We start from the raw sequence: 17754 nt of genomic DNA, 5'->3' as shown, positions 1-17754 counted from the left end.
CCTGTGCGCAGCACCCTCGGCGCGTGACGCAGCGAGCCGAAACCTGTCGGATCAGCAACAGGCACCTGCCGCTTCCGCTAGACTCGCCGCACACCTCGCCCGCATTGGCAGGGTTTCTCGGCCGGAATCTTGGCCGCTCGTCTTCACATTCGACTTGCGCTCAGGAGATCAATGCCCACGCTCACCGGCCGCCCCCTCGCGGCATCCGCCATTCTGCTCACTGCTCTCGTCGTCAGCGGGTGCTCCGCCAGTGCCCCAAGCACGGCAGCCGAAGATACCCCGAGCCCCGCTGCGGGTTCCGCCTACCCGCTGACGATCGACAACTGCGGCACCAGCGTCACCTTCGACGAAGCGCCCGAGGATGTCCTCGCGATCAAGTCGACCTCGATCGAGATGATGCTCGCGTTGGGCCTCGAAGACCACCTGATCGGCACTGCGTTCTCGGACGGACCGCTTGCAGCAGCATGGGCGGGTCGCGGCGCCGAGATCCCGGTGATCTCCGATAAAGTTCCCGGCCAGGAAGCGACGCTCGAGCTCGAGCCCGACCTCGTCTACGCGGGATGGGAGTCCAACGTCACCGCCGACGGGGCCGGTGATCGCGAAGTGCTCGCCTCGCTCGGGGTGAACACGTTCGTGTCGCCGTCGGCCTGCCAGGAGCCCGATTATCAGCCCACCCCGCTGACCTTCGATGACGTCTTCGCCGAGATCGAGCAGGTCGGCGCGATATTCGATGCATCGGATGCCGCGGCCGACCTCGTCACCGATCTGCAAGGCCGACTCGAGGCAGTCACCCCCGATGATCGCGGGCTGACCGCTCTCTGGTTCAGCTCGGGCAGCGACACCCCGTTCGTCGGCGCCGGCATCGGCGCACCGCAGATGATGATGGATGCCGCGGGGCTCACCAACATCGCGGAAGACGTGGACGAGACCTGGTCGAGCCTGAGCTGGGAGGCCATCGTCGACGCGAACCCCGATGTCATCGTGCTGGTCGATTCTGCGTGGAGTTCAGCGGAGAAGAAGATCGGCATGCTTGAGACGAATCCGGCGACAGCCCAGCTACCGGCAGTCGTGAGTGGCCGATACCTGATCGTGCCGTTCCCCGCTGGTGAGGCCGGCGTCCGCAATGTCGAGGCGGTCGAGTCCCTGCTCGCTCAGCTGGAGGCGATCGACCTGCCGTGACCGCCCTCACCTCCGATCAACCGGCAATCGCGCCCGATACCGATCGGCGCGGTCGTTCCGGCGCGCGTACCGGCGCGTGGACGGTCGCGTTGATCGTCGCACTCGCGCTCTCGATCGTGGTCAGTGTCACCCTGGGCCCGGCACAGATCTCCGCGAGCGAGGTGTGGGGCAGCATCCTGTCGCACCTGGGAATCGGGGAGTCGTCTCTGACGACGTTGCGCGACGGGATCATCTGGCAGCTGCGGATGCCGCGCGTGCTCGCTGCCGCCGCGGTCGGCGCCGGTCTCGCGATCTGCGGGGCGATCATGCAGGCGGTGCTGCGTAACCCGCTCGCTGACCCGTACCTGCTCGGCCTCTCCTCCGGCGCATCCTTCGGGGCTGTCCTGGTGATCGTGCTGGGGTTCTCGATCGCGCTGCCGCTCGCCGCGTTCGGCGGTGCGCTGGGCGCGTTGGCGCTGACGCTCGTGATGGCCGGTGCGATCGGGCGCATGACCGCATCGCGGACGATCCTCGCCGGCGTCGCCGTCTCTGCGGCGCTCGGCGCGCTGACCAGTCTGGTGATCTTCTGGAGTGCGACCGGCGACACCTACCGGGAGATCCTCGGGTGGCTGCTCGGGTCGCTAGCTGGGGTCACCTGGCCGATGGCGATCCTCGCGCTGGTGGCGATCGTGGTGGTGGGCGGGCCGCTGATGCTCAGCGCAGGCGCACTGGATGCCTTCGCCTTCGGCGACCGCGCGGCAGCCTCCCTCGGCGTCTCGGTAGAACGGACCCGCTGGATCCTGCTCGGCGCCACGGCCCTGCTGACCGGGTGCCTGGTCGCGGTGAGCGGTTCGATCGGTTTCATCGGCCTGGTCGTCCCGCACGCCGTGCGCCTGATCGTCGGTGCACGACACCGCGTGCTGCTGCCGTTATCGGCGCTGACCGGCGCGGTCGTCCTGATCTGGGCCGACACCCTGGCCCGCACGATCTTCGACCCGAGAGAGCTGCCCGTCGGCGTCGTCACTGCACTCATAGGTGCTCCACTGTTCGGGCTCCTGCTGCTGCGCTCCCGGAGGATCTCATGACTTCTCGTTCTCCACTTTCCGGCGCGCCCCTTCGCACCGACGGCGTCTCATTCAGTCGTGGCGGTCGGATGCTGATCGACGGTATCGACTGCACTGTCGAGGCCGGATCCCTCACGGCGCTCGTGGGCCCGAACGGTGCGGGCAAGTCGACACTGCTGCATCTGATCGCCGCGGCGGAGGCGCCGACGGCGGGCGCGATCGAGCTCGGGGGGACGGATGCTCGCTCGATGCGACGCCGCGCGCGGGCGCGCTACACCGCTCTCGTCGAGCAGCAGGCAGACACTGATCTCGATCTGAGCGTGCTCGACGTCGTCCTTCTCGGGCGGACCCCTCATCTCTCGGTGCTCGGCGGGCCGGATCAGGCGGATGCCGAGATCGCCCGTGCGGCACTGGGTCGTGCCGGGGCGGAGGCGTTCTCAGAGCGGCGATTCCAGGAACTGTCCGGCGGCGAGCGCCAGCGAGTGCTGCTGGCCCGCGCACTCGCGCAGAAACCGACACTGCTGCTCATGGACGAGCCGAACAATCACCTCGACATCCACTCGCAACTGCACACACTCGGGCTGATGCGCACGCTTGCCGATGACGGCATCGCGATCCTCGCGGCACTGCACGATCTCCCGCTCGCGGCCCGCTACGCCGACCAGGTCATCGTCGTCGATCATGGCCGGGTCGTGGCATCCGGCGCGCCGGCCGAGATCCTCACTCCGGAGCTCATTCAGCTCGTCTACGGGGTGCGCGCGGATGTGCTGGCGCATCCGGTGGACGGCTCGCCGTTGATCGCGTTCTCGCCTCTCGAAACCGACCCGACCAACAGAGTCGTCAGGAGAAGCGGTGGTGATGACGTGATCGTCGCGGCCTCTGGACCCAGAGGTCGCAGATAGGCTCGAGAGAGCGCCCTGATCTTCTCGCAGACTGGAGTTTCCATGAGCACGCCTGCCACCAAGCCCGACCTCGGACGTCTCGGTTTCTGGCGGGGTGGTCCGCTCCTGACACCCGAGATCGCTGTCGCGGCAGAGCGCTTCGGCTATGGCACGGTCTGGATCGGTGGTTCTCCCGCCGCTGACCTCACGCTGGCAAGCGAGCTTCTGGATGCCACGTCCGAATTGAAGGTGGCCACAGGCATCGTGAACATCTGGACCGCCCCGGCGGCGGAAGTCGCCGCATCGTTCCATCGCCTGGAGCAGTCGCACCCGGGAAGGTTCGTGCTCGGCGTGGGTATCGGGCACCGCGAAGCCCAGGGTGATACCTATCAGAAACCGTACTCGGCGCTGGTCGGCTACCTGGACGTTCTCGATGCAGAAGGAGTACCGGCCGATCGCCGCATGATCTCAGCACTCGGACCCAAGACGCTGAAGCTCGCGGCTGAGCGTTCGGCGGGAACCCACCCGTATATGACGACGCCCATGCACACGCGCTTCGCGCGTGACATCATCGGCCCGGATGCACTGATCGCCGCGGAGCAGAGACTCGTTCCCGATCTCGATACGGACGCTGCGCGAGCGGTCGGCCGCAGCTTCCTGTCGCGGTACCTCGCCCTGGCGAACTACCGTCGCACGCTCGAGCAGCACGGTTTCACGGCATCCGATCTCGACGATGGCGCCACTGACGACGCGGTCGATGCGCTCACGCCACACGGCACGGCTGCCGGGCTGGCCGCGGTCGTGCAGGGTCAGCTCGATGCCGGAGCAGATCATGTCTGCGTGCAGTTGCTGCCGGCGCGAGAGGACCCGATCGACACTCTGGAGCGACTCGCAGGTGAACTCGGCGTTGCACATGCGCGATGACGCATCGGTGATGTCGTGCGGGAGCGCGGCGCGCGTATGGACGGTGATCGTGCCGGTCAAGAGCACGAGGCGCGGGAAGTCGCGGTTCGACGTCGCTGAAGGCGAGCGCGAGGCTCTCGCCCTGGCGCTTGCGACAGACACCGTACTCGCCGCGATGGCTTGCGACGCGGTGGGCGAGGTCATCGTCGTGACCGATGACGATGACCTGCACCTGTGGCTGCCTGACATCGTGCGATTCGAGCCCGATCCGGATGCGGGGCTGAACGCGGCGATCGCCGTCGGCGCGGCAGCCGCATCATTCCAGTGGCGTGCGGCACTGCTCGGCGATCTGCCGGCGCTCACTCCTGACGATCTCGGCGAGGCGCTTCGCATGGCATGCGATGTGCCCCGCGGGGTGGTGGCGGATGCTGAGGGCGTCGGATCCACGCTGGTGACGGCGTCGGCGGGCCTCGCCTGGGAGTCGATGTTCGGACCGGGATCGTTCGCGGCCCACCGGGGGATGGGATGCGTCGCCGTCGATGTCTCCGCCCAGTCGTCCCTGCGTCGCGACGTCGACACGGCGGCCGGTCTCGCCTATGCGGCCGAACTAGGCCTCGGCGTGAATACCGCGGCGTGGCGCACCTCTTACCGCGCGGCCTGACGACGCTTCGGCCCGTGCACCTCGCCGGCCCGCATCGCGTCCTCCGCGAGCGCGGCCGACGTTTCGAGGTCCCGCATCCACAACGGCCGGACGACCGCAGTGATACCGGCCGCATCGACGCTGGCCGCGAGCGCGGAATCCTCCTCGGCGATCAGCCACGCATCGAGTAATCCTCCGCCCGCGCGCGCTCCGTAGTGCGCCGCGATCGCCGCCGCGCTCGAATCGACACCGATCGCCGCCAGGCAGACATCGGCCATGCCTCTGACCACGCTGCCGGCGATGATCGGCGACGTTCCGACGATGGGCGCCGCGGTAGCGCGCAATGCGTCCCGGATGCCGGGAACGGCGAGGATGGGACCGATCGAGACGACGGGGTTCGACGGGGGGAGCAGCACCAGATCCGCCTCGGCAATGCTCTCGACCACACCAGGCGCAGGCGACGCCTCAGCGACCCCTGGGTTCTCGAATCTCACCGGCGCCAGGGCCGCCCGATGCCTCGTCCACCATTCCTGGAAGTGCATCGACCGCTCGATGGAGCCTTCGCGCACAGTCACGATCGTGTCGACCTCCGCGTCGGTCATGGGCAGGATCCGCGCCCCCAGTGGCCATCGCTTTGCCATCCGGCCGATCACTTCGCTGGGTGTCGCGCCGTCGCGCAACCAGCCGGTGCGGGCGAGGTGCAACCCCAGGTCCAGGTCACCGAGCGTGAACCACGGCCAGCCAGCATCCCATTGGTGGAGCTCTGCACTGACGCGCTCCGATTCGCCCGCACGGCCCCACCCGCGTTCGGTGTCGTTGACGCCCGCGAGTGCGTAGACGAGGGAGTCTACGTCGGGTTGCAGCCGCACCCCGGTCAGCCACAGATCGTCGCCCGTGTTCGCAATGATGGTCAGGTTCGCATCCGCTCCCCTGCGTCGCAGCGCCTCGCGCACGCCCAGTGAGAACTTCGAACCGCCGACACCGCCGGCAAGCACCACCACTCGCGGAGCGTGGGTTTCGTTCACTGTGTCTCCGTTTCCTGTCGACGTGTCCGGTACCCGCCGATCAACTCAGTGCCGGAATGACCTCGCGCTCGAACAACTCGATTCCGGAGCGGTCGTACGCCGCCTCGGGGAAGTAGTGGATCGCGTAGCCGAGGCCGCGCGCCTGCATGTCGCGGAGTCGCTCGATGATCTGCTCCGGGGTGCCTACGCCGTGCGCGTGGTCGCCGCGGTAGTTGCGCATCGCCTGTGCCGTGCGATCTCCGAGGTGCGGGGCAAGTCGCGCCTCGATCGCTGCCAACCGATCCTCGACCTCTGCCTCAGTCGCCCCGATCACGGTGTTGTAGTTCGTCGATCGGACGATCGCGTCGAAGTCCGTGCCGACCTTGAGGGTGTGTTCGCGGAGGATGGCGCTCTTCGCGTCGAACTCCTCAGGATTCCCGCCTGCGAAGTTCGTGTACTGCGCGTACTTCGCGGCGATCTTCAGCGTGACCTTCTCACCACCGCCGGCGATCCACATGGGGATGCCGCCGTCCTGGAGAGGGAGTGGCCGCACGATCGCGCGGTCGACCTGGTAGAACTTCCCATCCAGAGTGGCCTCGCCTGTTTCCCAGGCCTGACGCATGATCTGGACGCCCTCGTCGAGGCGGCGGAGCCGGTCTCCCGCCGAGGGGAATCCGTAGCCGTACGCGCGCCATTCGTGCTCGTACCACCCGCCGCCGATGCCCATCTCGGTGCGTCCACTCGAGATGATGTCGACCGTCGACGCGACCTTCGCGAGATACGCAGGGTTGCGGTACGCCATGCACGTGCACATCTGTCCGAGGCGGATGCGACTGGTCGAGGCCGCGAACGCCGACATCAGCGTCCACGCCTCGTGCGTCGCCTCCTCGCTCGGAATCGGAGTCGTGTGGAAGTGGTCGTACACCCACAGCGACTCCCATGGTCCGGCATCCGCCGCCTGCGCGAGATCGCGCATCGTCGTCCAGTGATCAGCGGGGTCGATGCCGACGAGGTCAAATCGCCAGCCTTGGGGGATAAAGGTTCCGAAGCGCATGCGGCCAGCATAGCTATCTGCCTCGCGTCCGTGGACGCCGCCAGTGCGGGGATACCTTAGAGCCACCGGCGCTCAGCTCAGCAGTTCGCGGATGTCCTCGGCTGAGATCGAACCGGACCCCACGTTGCCGACGCCGTCGACCACCTGCGCGAAGAGCGCCGCTTTCGACTCACGCAGCGCGATGACCTTCTGCTCGATCGTCTCGGCCGCAACGATCCGGTAGACGAAAACCGGTCGGGTCTGACCGATCCGGTGGGTCCGGTCAACGGCCTGCTCTTCGACGGCGGGATTCCACCACGGGTCCAGAAGCACCACGTAATCGGCTTCGACGAGGTTGAGGCCGAAGCCGCCGGCCTTCAACGAGACGAAGAACGCGTGCGAATCGCCCTCACGGAAGCGCCGGATGACAGTCGGTCGGTCCGTTGTCGAACCGTCGAGGTACTCGGTCGTGATGCCCGCCTCCGATGCCCGTTCCCGCGCCCGGGTGAGGAAACGCGTGAATTGGCTGAGCACGAGAACCCGGTGCCCCTCGGCGGACGCCTCCGTGAGCAGGTCGACCAGCACGTCGAGCTTGGCCGACGGAGCGGTTCCTTCCCCGACCAGCTCCGGGTCGAGGGCGAGCTGGCGCAGCAGGGTGAGTGAACGGAAGATCTGGAACCGGTTCGCCTGGACGTCGTCGATCAGGCCGAGTACCTTCTGGCGCTCCCGCTGGAAGCGGACGTCGTAGAGCTTGCGATGCCGCGGATGCAGATCCACCGCGATCGTGTTCTCCTGCTTCGGCGGGAGCTCCGGCGCGACGACCCCCTTCGTACGGCGCAGCATGAAGGGGCGGATGCGTCGTTGCAGAAGCTCCAGCCGCTCGGTGTTCTTCTCCTTCTCGATCGGCCGCCGATAGAAATCGGCGAAGCGCTCTTTGCCACCCAGCAGGCCCGGCGCGGCGAGCGAGGTCAGCGCCCACAGCTCGCCGAGATTGTTCTCCATGGGCGTGCCGGTGACCACAAGGACGAAGGGCGCGCCGAGCGTGCGGGCTGCCCGGTACCCGAGCGATGCGGGGTTCTTGATCTGCTGCGCCTCGTCGAGGATCAGTCCCGACCAGGAGAGTTCGCGATACTCCTCCGCCTCTCCGCGGAAGAGCGCGTAGCTGGTGACGACGACGTCTGCTCCGTTCACGGCATCCGACAGACTCTGACCGCGACGCGTGCTCATCGCAGTAATCGTCACCACGTTCAGGGACGGAGCGAACCGTTCGCATTCGACCGCCCAGTTGCCGACGACACTGGTGGGTGCGACGACGAGGAAGGGCGCGGCATCCGCTCGCTCCTGGTGCGCACGCAGCATCATCGCGATCGTCTGCAGGGTCTTTCCCAGCCCCATGTCATCGGCGAGGATGCCGCCCAGACCGTTCCGGCGGAGGAAGTCGAGCCACGCGTAGCCGGCCTGCTGGTATGGACGAAGCTCCGCCTGCAACCCGACCGGAGGCGTGATCGGCTCGACACGCGCGTCGGTCGACAACGATCGCACCGCGAGCCACCACTCGGCTTCCGCCGCGGCGACGATGCCGAGCTCGCTCAGTTCGGCCCACAGATCAACCTGATACTTGCTGACGCGCAGGCGATCCACCGGTCGATCGGTGAGGGCTTTCGCCTCTTCGATGATGGCGCGCAGCGCAGCGAACTCTTGCCCGTCCAGCGGGAAGTAGGTACCGCTCGGCAACACGAACACCGGGTCGCCGACGCTGAGCGCCGTGAACAGCGCGGAGAACTCGACCTCCTCGCCGCCGACCGAGACTGCGACGCTCAGGTCGTACCAGTCCCCGTCGCGCTCCGAGTCGATCCCGACGACCGGAAGGTCTCCTGACCGGGAGAACGAGGGAAGCGCGGTGACTTCGACCACGCTCACATGCTCGAGTTCGCGCAGGCGCGGAAGCACTTCTCCCACCAGGACGGCGGCCGATGCCATACCCAGCGTACGATCGGGTGGCACCTCGTCTGCCCCGGAGAGATCCGCGGGGAAGAGCACTGCGGCGTGTCCGGCTGCCGCCTCGCGGACCTGGGCGAGCACCGCACTCTCGTGCGCGGTGTCGCGCAGGTGCACCACCGGGCGGTTCCAGCGCCATTCGACGTGCACCTGCGGATCGGCGAATGTGACGGCGAGGGTCAGCTCCGCCGGCCGCATCGGGGGAATGTCATACGAAAGGTCCGGCGAGGTCACCTCGATTTCGGCCTGCACCCGCGGCAGGTAGCTCTGTTCGAACTCGTCGCGCTCCTCGGGCGCGATGGTTATCGCTCGTTTGCGTCGCAACAACTGCTCGGCGACGGGAGTCAACGGCTCTGCAGTGCGGAAGAGTGTGATCCGCTGCGCTGCTCCGCCGGGGTCGGTGACACGTGCAGCCATCGAGACCGGCGATCCGAGCCATTTGATCCCTCCGGTCGTTGCTCCGGGGATGTCGACATCCGCCTTCATCCGCAGCGACCGGCCCTTGCGGGTGATCGCTATTCGCACATCGATGGGATGGTCGGCGAGTTCGATCGGATGCTGCGCCTTGCCCTCGGCGATCAGCGCGACGCCGTGTGCGCGCAATCCATTCAAGAGCTGCCAGGCCTCCGGCGACGCGATGTCTTCGAGCGACAGCCACTCGGTGTCGGCGGACGGGTAGTAATAGTAGTACGAGTTCTCTTGCGCCAGAGCGTGCAGAGCGCGCAAGCGTCCGAGAGGCTCGCGAGCAGGATGGCGAGGCGCGAGAGCGTCGACGAGTCTCCATCCCTGGTTGCCCTTTATCCAGTTGTCACGCGCGCCGCGCACGCCGGGCCGGATGGCGAGATACGGGCGGGAAGGCGCACCGGAGTGGCGCCAGCGATCGCGCGACGCGGGCGGACGCACCGAGAAGAAGAGGCAAGTATCGGATGCCGCATTCGGCTCGATCGATGGCAGAACCTCATCGAGCTCACGCTTCCAGGCGGGTCCCGGTGGGGGTGCAGGCTCTGCGTGGTCGATCTCCGACAGGAGCGTGATCATCGCCGCGACAGCATGCATGCACGCGGAGCCATCCGTAGAGCAGGTGCAGTTCCCGGACACGGCGCCGTCGTTGCCCATCGATAGCTCGAACCATTCCACGCGATCGGCTTGATACACACACCCGTTGGCGACGATAACTCCCGCGTCGACCTGGACTTCCTCGATCTGAACGTCGTTCGACGAGGCGATCCGGATGGCGGCGGACAGCGTGCTCGCGGAAACGAGCTCGCGCACGCGTTCGATCACCGACGGGGAGATGTTCACAGGCACCCTTTCACGCATCGAAGGGAGTGGACGCCCAGCGCAAGCGCACCGCTCCGCATAACAGGGTCGCACGACCAGCATCCGACCGGCAAACGGACGCCGAGCGGGTCTGGCTTTTCCGGCATCCAGGGGGCCTATCGCCGTTCAGACGGCGTCGCCGTCGTGCCTCTGGCCCTGCTCGGTCCCTGATCGCGGGCGCTCGCGCTCACAGGCCTCGCAGCCGCGGCGCCAGGTCGCGTTCGAACAGCGTCATGAAGCGTTCCTGGTCGTGGCCGGGGCCGTGGAAGACGAGGTGGTTGAAGCCCCAGTCGACATATTCCTTGATCTGCGCGACGACCTGATCCGGGTCGGTGCCTACGATCCACCGCTTCGCGACCTGCTCGATCGGGAGGGCGTCCGCGGCCTTCTCCATCTCGATCGGGTCGGTGATGTCGTGCTTCTGCTCCTTCGACAGCGACAACGGCGCCCAGAACCGGGTGTTCTCCAACGCCGCAGCAGTCGTCTCCTCGTAGGACAGTTTGATCTCGATCATCCGATCGATCTGCTCGAAACTTCGACCGCCAGCCGCCGCTCCCTCTTTCACCGCGGGCACGAGGCTGTCGACGTACAGTTCCCGGCCCTTGCCCGAGGTGCAGATGAATCCATCACCGGCGCGGCCGGCATACTTTGCCACCGTCGGTCCGCCCGCGGCGATATACACCGGGATGCCACCCTCTGGGACGTCATAGATGGATGCATCATGCGTGGAGTAGTAATCGCCGTCGAAGCTCGTCCGCTCCCCCGTCCACAGCGCCCGCATCAACCGGATCGACTCCCGCAGCCGGGCGAACCGCTCGCGGAACTCCGGCCACTCCTGCTCACCCGCACCCTGGAAACCGGTGGCGATCTCGTTGAGAGCCTCACCGGTGCCGACGCCGAGGAATACCCGCCCCGGGCTCAGGCATCCCAGCGTCGCGAAGGCCTGCGCGATCACGGCGGGGTTGTAGCGGAACGTCGGCGTCATCACACTCGTGCCGATCCGGATACGCTCGGTGCGCGCACCGACCGCCGCCGCCCACGCGATCGAGAACGGCGCGTGCCCACCCGTATAGCGCCACGGCTGGAAGTGATCGCTCACCGCCACCGACTCGAAGCCGTGCCGCTCCGCAGCGACCGCGATATCGACCAGCTCACGCGGAGCGAACTGCTCAGCGGATGCCTTATAACCCAGTGTCAGCGTCATTGACTGTCTCCTTCGTCCTCTGCAGTGTCTTACTCTGCGGCTGTGGCCGCACGGGCGGCTTTGAATCCCTCGTCGAACCCGATCCGGTGCGCCTCGTCGGCGCCCAGCCGGAACATGTCCTTCTCGGAAGATCTCACGATGCTCGAGGCGCCGGGAAGATCGAGATCGCCCACCAGTCGCCCCATTCCTCGGACGACGGCGACGGGGCATCCGCTGATCTTGCCCTTGACCAGGTCACCGGCGGCCGCCAACTCGTCCGCGACACAGGGCTGCGTCACGATCAGTGGCCGCCCTGCACTGTCGAGCTCGCCATGCAGCTGATCGAAGATGTGCACTCCCGCCGCACCGATAGCGACGTCGGTCTGCCCATCGCGCCACGGGCGCCCTAGGGTGTCGCTCACGATGATGCCGACGTCCACGCCAGTCTCGGCACGAATCTTCGATGCGATCGCACGGGCCGAGGCATCCGGGTCCAGAGGCAGCAGCAGGATCGTTCCTGGTTCAGTGTTGGAGGCATCCACGCCTGCGGCGGCACCTACGATTCCGAGCCGGTTCTGCACGATGCGCGTCACACCGCCGTCCGCGCGAGCACGTGTCGCGACGACACGAACGGTCTCGGCAGTGATCGCGGCCTCACGGTCGGCGGCGCGCACCGACCGTCCCTCGGCCTTCGAGATGATTTTCGATGTGACGACCAGGATGTCACCGTCGATCAGTTCGTCTCCGGCGGCGCCGATGGCATCCAGAATCATCCCGGGCAGGTCAGCGCCTGCGGCCACTTCGGGGATCCCTGCAAGTGCCCACACCTGCATCCGATCAGTCACGTCATTTCACCAGCTTCGGAAGGATCTCACGGCCGGCGATCTCGATCCACTCGCCCTGCGTCCGGGACCCGACGTTGTGCACATGCACCGCATCGAACCCGAGATCGAAGAATGACTGCAGGTAGGCGCGATGAACCTCGGCGTCGGATGAGACGGGGATGCGTGCGCGGATATCGTCCGCTGTGACGGAACGCGCGAGCTGATCGACGTCGAACGGAGAACGGATGTCACCTCTCGGAAAACGCAGACCGGTCATCGGCCAGTCCCGCAGCGCCTGGTTCATCGCCTCGTCATCTGCGGGCGCCCACGACAGTTGCGCATGGACCACCGTCTGCGTTGACTCGGTGGAACGTCCGGCCTCCCGCCTGCCCTCCCGAAAAGCATTGAGCAAAGCCGTCAGTCGCTCTGCCGGGGCAGCATGCACGACCATGCCGTCGAGCGTGCGCCCGGCGCGACGCGCCGTCATCGGTCCCCCGGCCCAGACCTGCATCAGTGGCGGCGTGGCGGGCATCGTCCACAGGCGCGACGACTCCAGCCGGAAGTGCGGCCCGGAATGCCTGGTGTCCTTGCCCTTGGCTGACGCTGCGAAGAGTTTGCGGATGACCTCTGCCGCGTCGAACAACCTCGCCGCGCGCTCGGAGGCCTCCGGCCAGTACTGGCCCACCACATGCTCGTCGATCGCGTCCCCCGCGGAGAGAATGAGCCGGTGCCGGTCCGGGTACAACGCTGCCAACGTCGCACTCGCCTGCGCCACCGTCGCCGGATGCATCCGATAGCCGGGCACGGCCGAAGCCGTCATCATCCCGGTGGTCTGCTGCCCGATCGCTCCCAGCACCGCCCATGCGAACGAGGCATTTCCCTGGCTGGGCAGCCACGGCTGGAAACGGTCAGCGACGACGGTGCCTGCAAAACCGCTCTTGTCGGCCGTGGCCGCCAGTTCGACTGCGGCATCCGGAGCAAACTGCTCCAGCGCGACAACATGATGAACTTCTCCGGGTGCGGAGCTCATCGACATCGAGGGCATACGGGAAGCCTATTGTGCACTAGACGGTGCAAGGCGCCCGATGAGGTGTCAGCCAAGCGCGGGCACCGCCTTCTCCATCCCCGCCACCAGTCGCGTCCAGGCGGAGTCACGGTCAAGTATCCTCGTGCGGCTCTTAACGGTCCACCGAGCAGGCTCGCGTACTCGTTCGATTCGAAAACGCTCATCCGCACGATCACCAGCTGCGGAGCGAACGCCGCTGACCGCCTCGCCACACCCTCGACGACCCGCTGCACGAAGACCTCTCGCGTAGTCGAATATGCCGCGATGCGGGTCGGCGCCCGTCGCTCTCGGCGCTCTCACGAGCCTGGTGATGTTCTGGAGCGCGATGCGGGACGTCAATGTTCAGGGCAAACAGGAGGGGTGCGCAGTTCAGTCTCGCTGCGCCATCAGCTGGGAAATATACGCGGTATTGAATTCCCCTGAACGGAAGCCCCTACTACCCAGAATTTCTGCCTGGAAACTGGCCGTGGTCACCACGCCGCCCACCACCAACTCATCAAGTGCCCGCAGCGTACGAGCGATCGCTTCCTCGCGATCCCGCCCCCAACAAATGAGCTTGCCCACCATCGAATCGTAGAACGGAGGGATCCGATAACCGGACTCGATATGGGAATCAAACCGCACCCCGAATCCACCGGGGGCCCGGAAACCCTCAACGGTGCCCGGATTCGGAGCAAAGTTCCGCCCCGGATCCTCAGCATTAATGCGGCACTCGATTGCATGGCCTGAGACCCGGATGTCTTCCTGCGTGAGTGACAACTTCTCGCCCCCGGCGATCTGCAGTTGCAACTTGATCAGATCCACTCCGGTGACCATCTCCGTTACGGGATGCTCAACCTGGATACGTGTATTCATTTCGATAAAGTAATATTTTCGTTCCACGTTATCGAACACGAACTCCACCGTTCCCGCATTCGTGTAGCCCACTTCGTGGCACAACGCGACCGCAGCTTCAGCGAGCCCCTCGCGCAACTGCGCATCCAGTATGGGAGACGGGGACTCTTCCACCAGCTTCTGGTTCCGACGCTGTGCCGTGCAGTCCCGCTCTCCGAACTGCAATACGGTCGTCCCATCAGACACGACTTGGATCTCGATGTGACGGATGTCGGTCAAATACCGTTCGATGTAGACTGACGCGTCACCAAACGCGACCTCCGCCTCCGCCATGATCTCGGCAAGGTCCTTCTCAAGCGTAGCCGCGTTCTCCACCACACGCAGGCCACGGCCACCACCGCCGGCAGATGCCTTGATCAGCATCGGGTAACCCACTTCGGACGCGACCTTGAGTGCTTCCTTGAAGTCGCTAATGGCCCCATCAGATCCAGGGACCGTCGGCACACCGGCTTTCCGTGCGATGCGCTTCGCTTGGATCTTGTCTCCCATCCGAGCAATCACCGACGATGAAGGACCGATGAACGTGACGCCTTCGGCCTCGCACAAGGCAGCGAAATCCGCGTTCTCCGCGAGGAACCCGTACCCGGGATGGATCGCGTCCGCACCGAATGCCTGCGCCGCACCCACAACCAGCTTCGGATCCCGGTAACTCAGCTTGGCATTCGCGGGCCCGATGCACACCGCCGCATCCGCGAGCTTCACCGGCAACGAATCCGCGTCCGCTTCGGAGTACGCGACGATCGACCGTATTCCGAGTTCTTTACATGCGCGCACGATTCGCAACGCGATCTCGCCACGATTCGCGATCAACACACTTCGTACAGCCACAACCACTCCTCATACCCGATGCCGAAATACCCCAACAAGCAATGGCTAAGCCTCAGGCTTGCCTGATCACGAACAGGGGCTGCCCGTACTCGACCGCCGCCTCGTTCTCTACCAGCACGCGAACGACCGAGCCCGAAACACGTGCCTCGACATTGTTCATGAGCTTCATCACTTCGACGATGCACAAGACCGTATCGGCCTGGACCGTGTCACCCACCTGGACGAAAGCAGGAGCGCCCGGTTGCGGTGACGCGTAGAACGTACCCACCATCGGCGCCTTCACCACGATCTCACCCGGTGCGAGCTCCCCCGCCCCCGAAGAAGACGGCGCTGCAGGAGAAGGAGCGGCAACCGGTGCAGGAGCCGGCGTCGCCGGAGCAGCTGGAGCCGGAGCCGCTGCGGGTGCCGGTGCGGTAACGGGGGCGGCATATTCCGCGGCCGGTGCGTTGCGGCTGTACTCGTTCTTCGAAACGAACAACTCAACATCTGCCACCTTGAGGGACAGCTCACGCACACCCTCAGTCAGGCTCGCCCACTCAACAATCGCCTTCAATTCGCGAATATCCATTCCACTCACTCCTTAACCAGGGCGATCTCTAGATCGCCAGTCTTCAATACCTGCGTGCCCGAATCAGAGCCCGCAAACAACGCCTGAATCAAACCCAACAGCGGCCGCGGCACCTCATCCGGGTTCCCACCAGACGCAACCGTCTTCTTCATCTCGTCGACCTGCGTACCGGCAAACATCGCTCTCAGCAGCAATTCGTCGATGCCTGCGTCCGGATACCTCTCCCGCAGCCCTGGCAGCATCGGTGGAATCGGAGCGGGCTCCGGCGGAATATCCGACGCTCCATTCGCGAGGATCAACTCCAGCACCTCCGGATCGATCGGTCCGAGGAGGCTGCCGTAGTAGCCGAGGGCGTACTTCTTCACTTCGTTCGGCACGATGCTGTATCGGTCACCCGTGATCACGTTCATCACCGCTTGCGTTCCCACGTGCTGTGCGAACGGAGTGATCATGATCGGGTACGCCAGTTCCTTGCGCACGCGCGCTGTCTCGACCAGGAGTTCATCGAGCCGATCGCTCATACCCGCCGCGTTCAGTTGCATATGGAAGTTCGACAGCATGCCGCCTGGCAACTGGTGCATGTAATGCATCCCGTCGTACTCCATCGGGGCACCAAGCGGCTTGTTCTCGATCTCTGCGATCTCGGTGATCCGATCACTGATCGCATCCACTCGAGCGTCATCGACGTTCACGACATACCCGAGGGCGCGCAGATCGCGCACCACACGTTGCGTCGAAGGCTGAGCTGTCCCGTTCGCGAGCGGCGCGATCGACGTGTGGAGCACGTCCGCACCTGCTTCCGCCGCTTCCAGGTACACCAGAGGCGCAAGACCCGTCATCGAATGCGTGTGGACCTCGAGCGGCAGGTCTCCCATGACCGCCTTCATCTTCTGCACGAGTACCCGAGTCCGCTCAGGGGTAAGCAGACCGCCGGCGTCCTTCAGCATGATCGCGTCGACATCTGCCCGCTCGATCAGTTCCTTCGTCTTCGCCACGAACAGCTCATCCGTGTGGACCGGCGACTCGCAGAACGACACCGCTCCGAACGTCGACGCTCCGAGCTTCTTCGCCCGGATCAGACCAGGAACGATGTTGTCGTAGTCATTCAGCCCGTCGAACGAGCCGATCACCCGGAACCCGTTCGCGTATAAGCGATCCACCCAGTTCTCGATGATGTCGTCCGCAAGGAAATCGAACGCCGCGATATTGCGTGATCGGATCAGTGCGCGGAACTTCATGTCGGGCGCCGCCCGATGCATCAGCCGCACGCGCTCCCACGGGTCTTCTTTCAAGTACCGGACGGAGACATCGAATTGAATCGGGGCGACGAGATCGATCTGTTCGAACCCTGCTGCGGCAAAATCATCCACCATCGACAGCATGTGGTCCGTGCGCATCCGCGTCGCCCACAGGCTCTGATGTCCGTCCCGCAAAGTCGTATCGATCACGCGGATCTCGCGCCCACTGTTCGCGGGGCGTCCGCCCAAACTCATGATCGACGCGATCGGTTCGCGGTCGGTTGCCGTCATCGCCACACCTCTTTGTAGACTAGGGTAACTTTCAGATGATGAAAGTCATTTGAACTTAACGCCAAAAGTATGAAAGCACTGTCCAGCTTTGTCAAGGGGAAGCCCATGGTCACCACCATCAAGTCCGTTGAACGTGCTGCGCATGTGTATCTCTACGTCGCCGAGAATCCGCGGGTCCTCGCATCGGACGTCGCACACCAGTTCTCCCTGACCGGACCGACGACGCACCATCTGCTCAGCACACTGGTGCAAGTCGGTCTTCTGCGGAAGGACTCGATGCGACGCTACGAACTCGGCACCGCCAGTGAACGCATCATGCAGAGTGCTCTGCGCCAGCTGCGCCCCTCGACCGAGATGCGCACAGCGCTGAACGAGTTCGCGCGCCAAACAGGTGAATCTTGTTACCTCACCGCCTGGCGAGGCGACCAGATCGCTGTCATAGCGGCAGTAGAAGGCAAACAGGCGGTGCGAGTGTCCGGCCTCGTCGTCGGGTACACAGAGAACATTCACGCACGGGTGGGCGCGAGAGTGATGCTCGCGTACGCCGACAAAGAATCGCGCGATTGGGCTCTCGCGGGCTATGACTACACCGCGGCGACTCCGAATACGCTGCGTACCCGCGAAGAACTCGACGTCGTGCTCGAGCAGATCCGGTCGACGGGGATCGCGCTTGACCGTGAACAGCTGCAGGTCGGGGTCTACTCGCTCAGCGCCCCCATTTTCGTGGACGGCGAAGTGCGAGCCGCGCTTTCACTCACCTCGCCCATCGACCGCTTTCAGCAGAACGAAGCGATGTACCTGGCGGCGATACGGCACTGCGCATCGCTCTCCCACTCGACGCAGACCTGACGCCGGGTGAGC

General features: G+C 65.4%; 15 protein-coding genes. 6 read left to right on the top strand and 9 right to left on the bottom strand.

Annotated features, from left to right (window positions below; all coding sequences use genetic code 11):
• Positions 1–171: 171 nt before the first annotated feature.
• Genes JF52_RS0109195 through cofC form a run of 5 tightly spaced genes read left to right on the top strand, consistent with a single transcriptional unit; the run spans position 172 to position 4667 of the window.
• Positions 172–1179 (top strand): putative F420-0 ABC transporter substrate-binding protein, encoded by a 1008-nt coding sequence (locus JF52_RS0109195; RefSeq protein WP_033105887.1) that lies wholly within the window; start codon positions 172–174, stop codon positions 1177–1179.
• Complete coding sequence (locus JF52_RS0109190; protein WP_372959181.1) at positions 1176–2243, top strand: putative F420-0 ABC transporter permease subunit; 1068 nt, start codon at positions 1176–1178, stop codon at positions 2241–2243. Before JF52_RS0109195 ends, JF52_RS0109190 begins: the two co-directional genes overlap by 4 nt.
• Complete coding sequence (locus JF52_RS0109185; RefSeq protein WP_084595726.1) at positions 2240–3124, top strand: ABC transporter ATP-binding protein; 885 nt, start codon at positions 2240–2242, stop codon at positions 3122–3124. The genes JF52_RS0109190 and JF52_RS0109185 overlap by 4 nt, the downstream gene beginning before the upstream one ends.
• Before the next feature lie 42 nt (positions 3125–3166).
• Positions 3167–4027 (top strand): TIGR03620 family F420-dependent LLM class oxidoreductase, encoded by an 861-nt coding sequence (locus JF52_RS0109180; RefSeq protein WP_033105886.1) that lies wholly within the window; start codon positions 3167–3169, stop codon positions 4025–4027.
• Positions 4017–4667, top strand: a complete 651-nt coding sequence (gene cofC, locus JF52_RS0109175) for a 2-phospho-L-lactate guanylyltransferase (protein ID WP_033105885.1) — start codon at positions 4017–4019, stop codon at positions 4665–4667. Before JF52_RS0109180 ends, cofC begins: the two co-directional genes overlap by 11 nt.
• Here the strand turns inward: cofC and cofD are convergent.
• The 9 genes from cofD to JF52_RS0109130 form a co-directional block, all read right to left on the bottom strand.
• On the bottom strand, positions 4652–5671 hold the full coding sequence (cofD, locus tag JF52_RS0109170) for a 2-phospho-L-lactate transferase (RefSeq protein ID WP_235272351.1): 1020 nt from the start codon (positions 5669–5671) through the stop codon (positions 4652–4654). The two genes, cofC and cofD, sit on opposite strands and share 16 nt — an antisense overlap.
• Positions 5672–5711: 40 nt before the next feature.
• Positions 5712–6704, bottom strand: coding sequence for an LLM class F420-dependent oxidoreductase (locus tag JF52_RS0109165; protein WP_033105884.1), 993 nt, complete (start codon positions 6702–6704; stop codon positions 5712–5714).
• Positions 6705–6776: 72 nt separating this feature from the next.
• Positions 6777–9983, bottom strand: a complete 3207-nt coding sequence (locus JF52_RS0109160) for a DEAD/DEAH box helicase (protein WP_200880980.1) — start codon at positions 9981–9983, stop codon at positions 6777–6779.
• Positions 9984–10188: 205 nt separating this feature from the next.
• Entirely contained in the window at positions 10189–11205 is a 1017-nt protein-coding gene (gene fgd, locus JF52_RS0109155; RefSeq protein WP_033105882.1) for a glucose-6-phosphate dehydrogenase (coenzyme-F420), read from the bottom strand.
• 29 nt (positions 11206–11234) lie between these two features.
• Positions 11235–12017 (bottom strand): coenzyme F420-0:L-glutamate ligase, encoded by a 783-nt coding sequence (gene cofE, locus JF52_RS0109150; RefSeq protein ID WP_033105881.1) that lies wholly within the window; start codon positions 12015–12017, stop codon positions 11235–11237.
• A gap of 13 nt (positions 12018–12030) precedes the next feature.
• Positions 12031–13053: a TIGR03557 family F420-dependent LLM class oxidoreductase gene (locus JF52_RS0109145; protein ID WP_033105880.1), complete on the bottom strand. Its 1023-nt coding sequence runs from the start codon at positions 13051–13053 to the stop codon at positions 12031–12033.
• Between the two features lie 390 nt (positions 13054–13443).
• Positions 13444–14781, bottom strand: a complete 1338-nt coding sequence (gene accC / locus JF52_RS0109140) for an acetyl-CoA carboxylase biotin carboxylase subunit (protein ID WP_235272387.1) — start codon at positions 14779–14781, stop codon at positions 13444–13446.
• Between the two features lie 67 nt (positions 14782–14848).
• A complete protein-coding gene (gene accB, locus JF52_RS0109135; protein ID WP_033105878.1) occupies positions 14849–15364 on the bottom strand; it encodes an acetyl-CoA carboxylase biotin carboxyl carrier protein in 516 nt (171 codons plus the stop codon).
• 5 nt (positions 15365–15369) lie between these two features.
• Positions 15370–16893 (bottom strand): pyruvate carboxylase subunit B, encoded by a 1524-nt coding sequence (locus tag JF52_RS0109130; RefSeq protein WP_033105877.1) that lies wholly within the window; start codon positions 16891–16893, stop codon positions 15370–15372.
• 105 nt (positions 16894–16998) lie between these two features.
• Between JF52_RS0109130 and JF52_RS0109125 the strand changes: the two genes are divergently transcribed.
• Positions 16999–17742: an IclR family transcriptional regulator gene (locus JF52_RS0109125; RefSeq protein ID WP_052166864.1), complete on the top strand. Its 744-nt coding sequence runs from the start codon at positions 16999–17001 to the stop codon at positions 17740–17742.
• Positions 17743–17754 lie beyond the last annotated feature (12 nt).

It is taken from the genome of Microbacterium profundi (assembly GCF_000763375.1).
Taxonomy (GTDB): domain Bacteria; phylum Actinomycetota; class Actinomycetes; order Actinomycetales; family Microbacteriaceae; genus Microbacterium; species Microbacterium profundi.
This window is presented reverse-complemented; position numbering and strand designations above follow the sequence as displayed.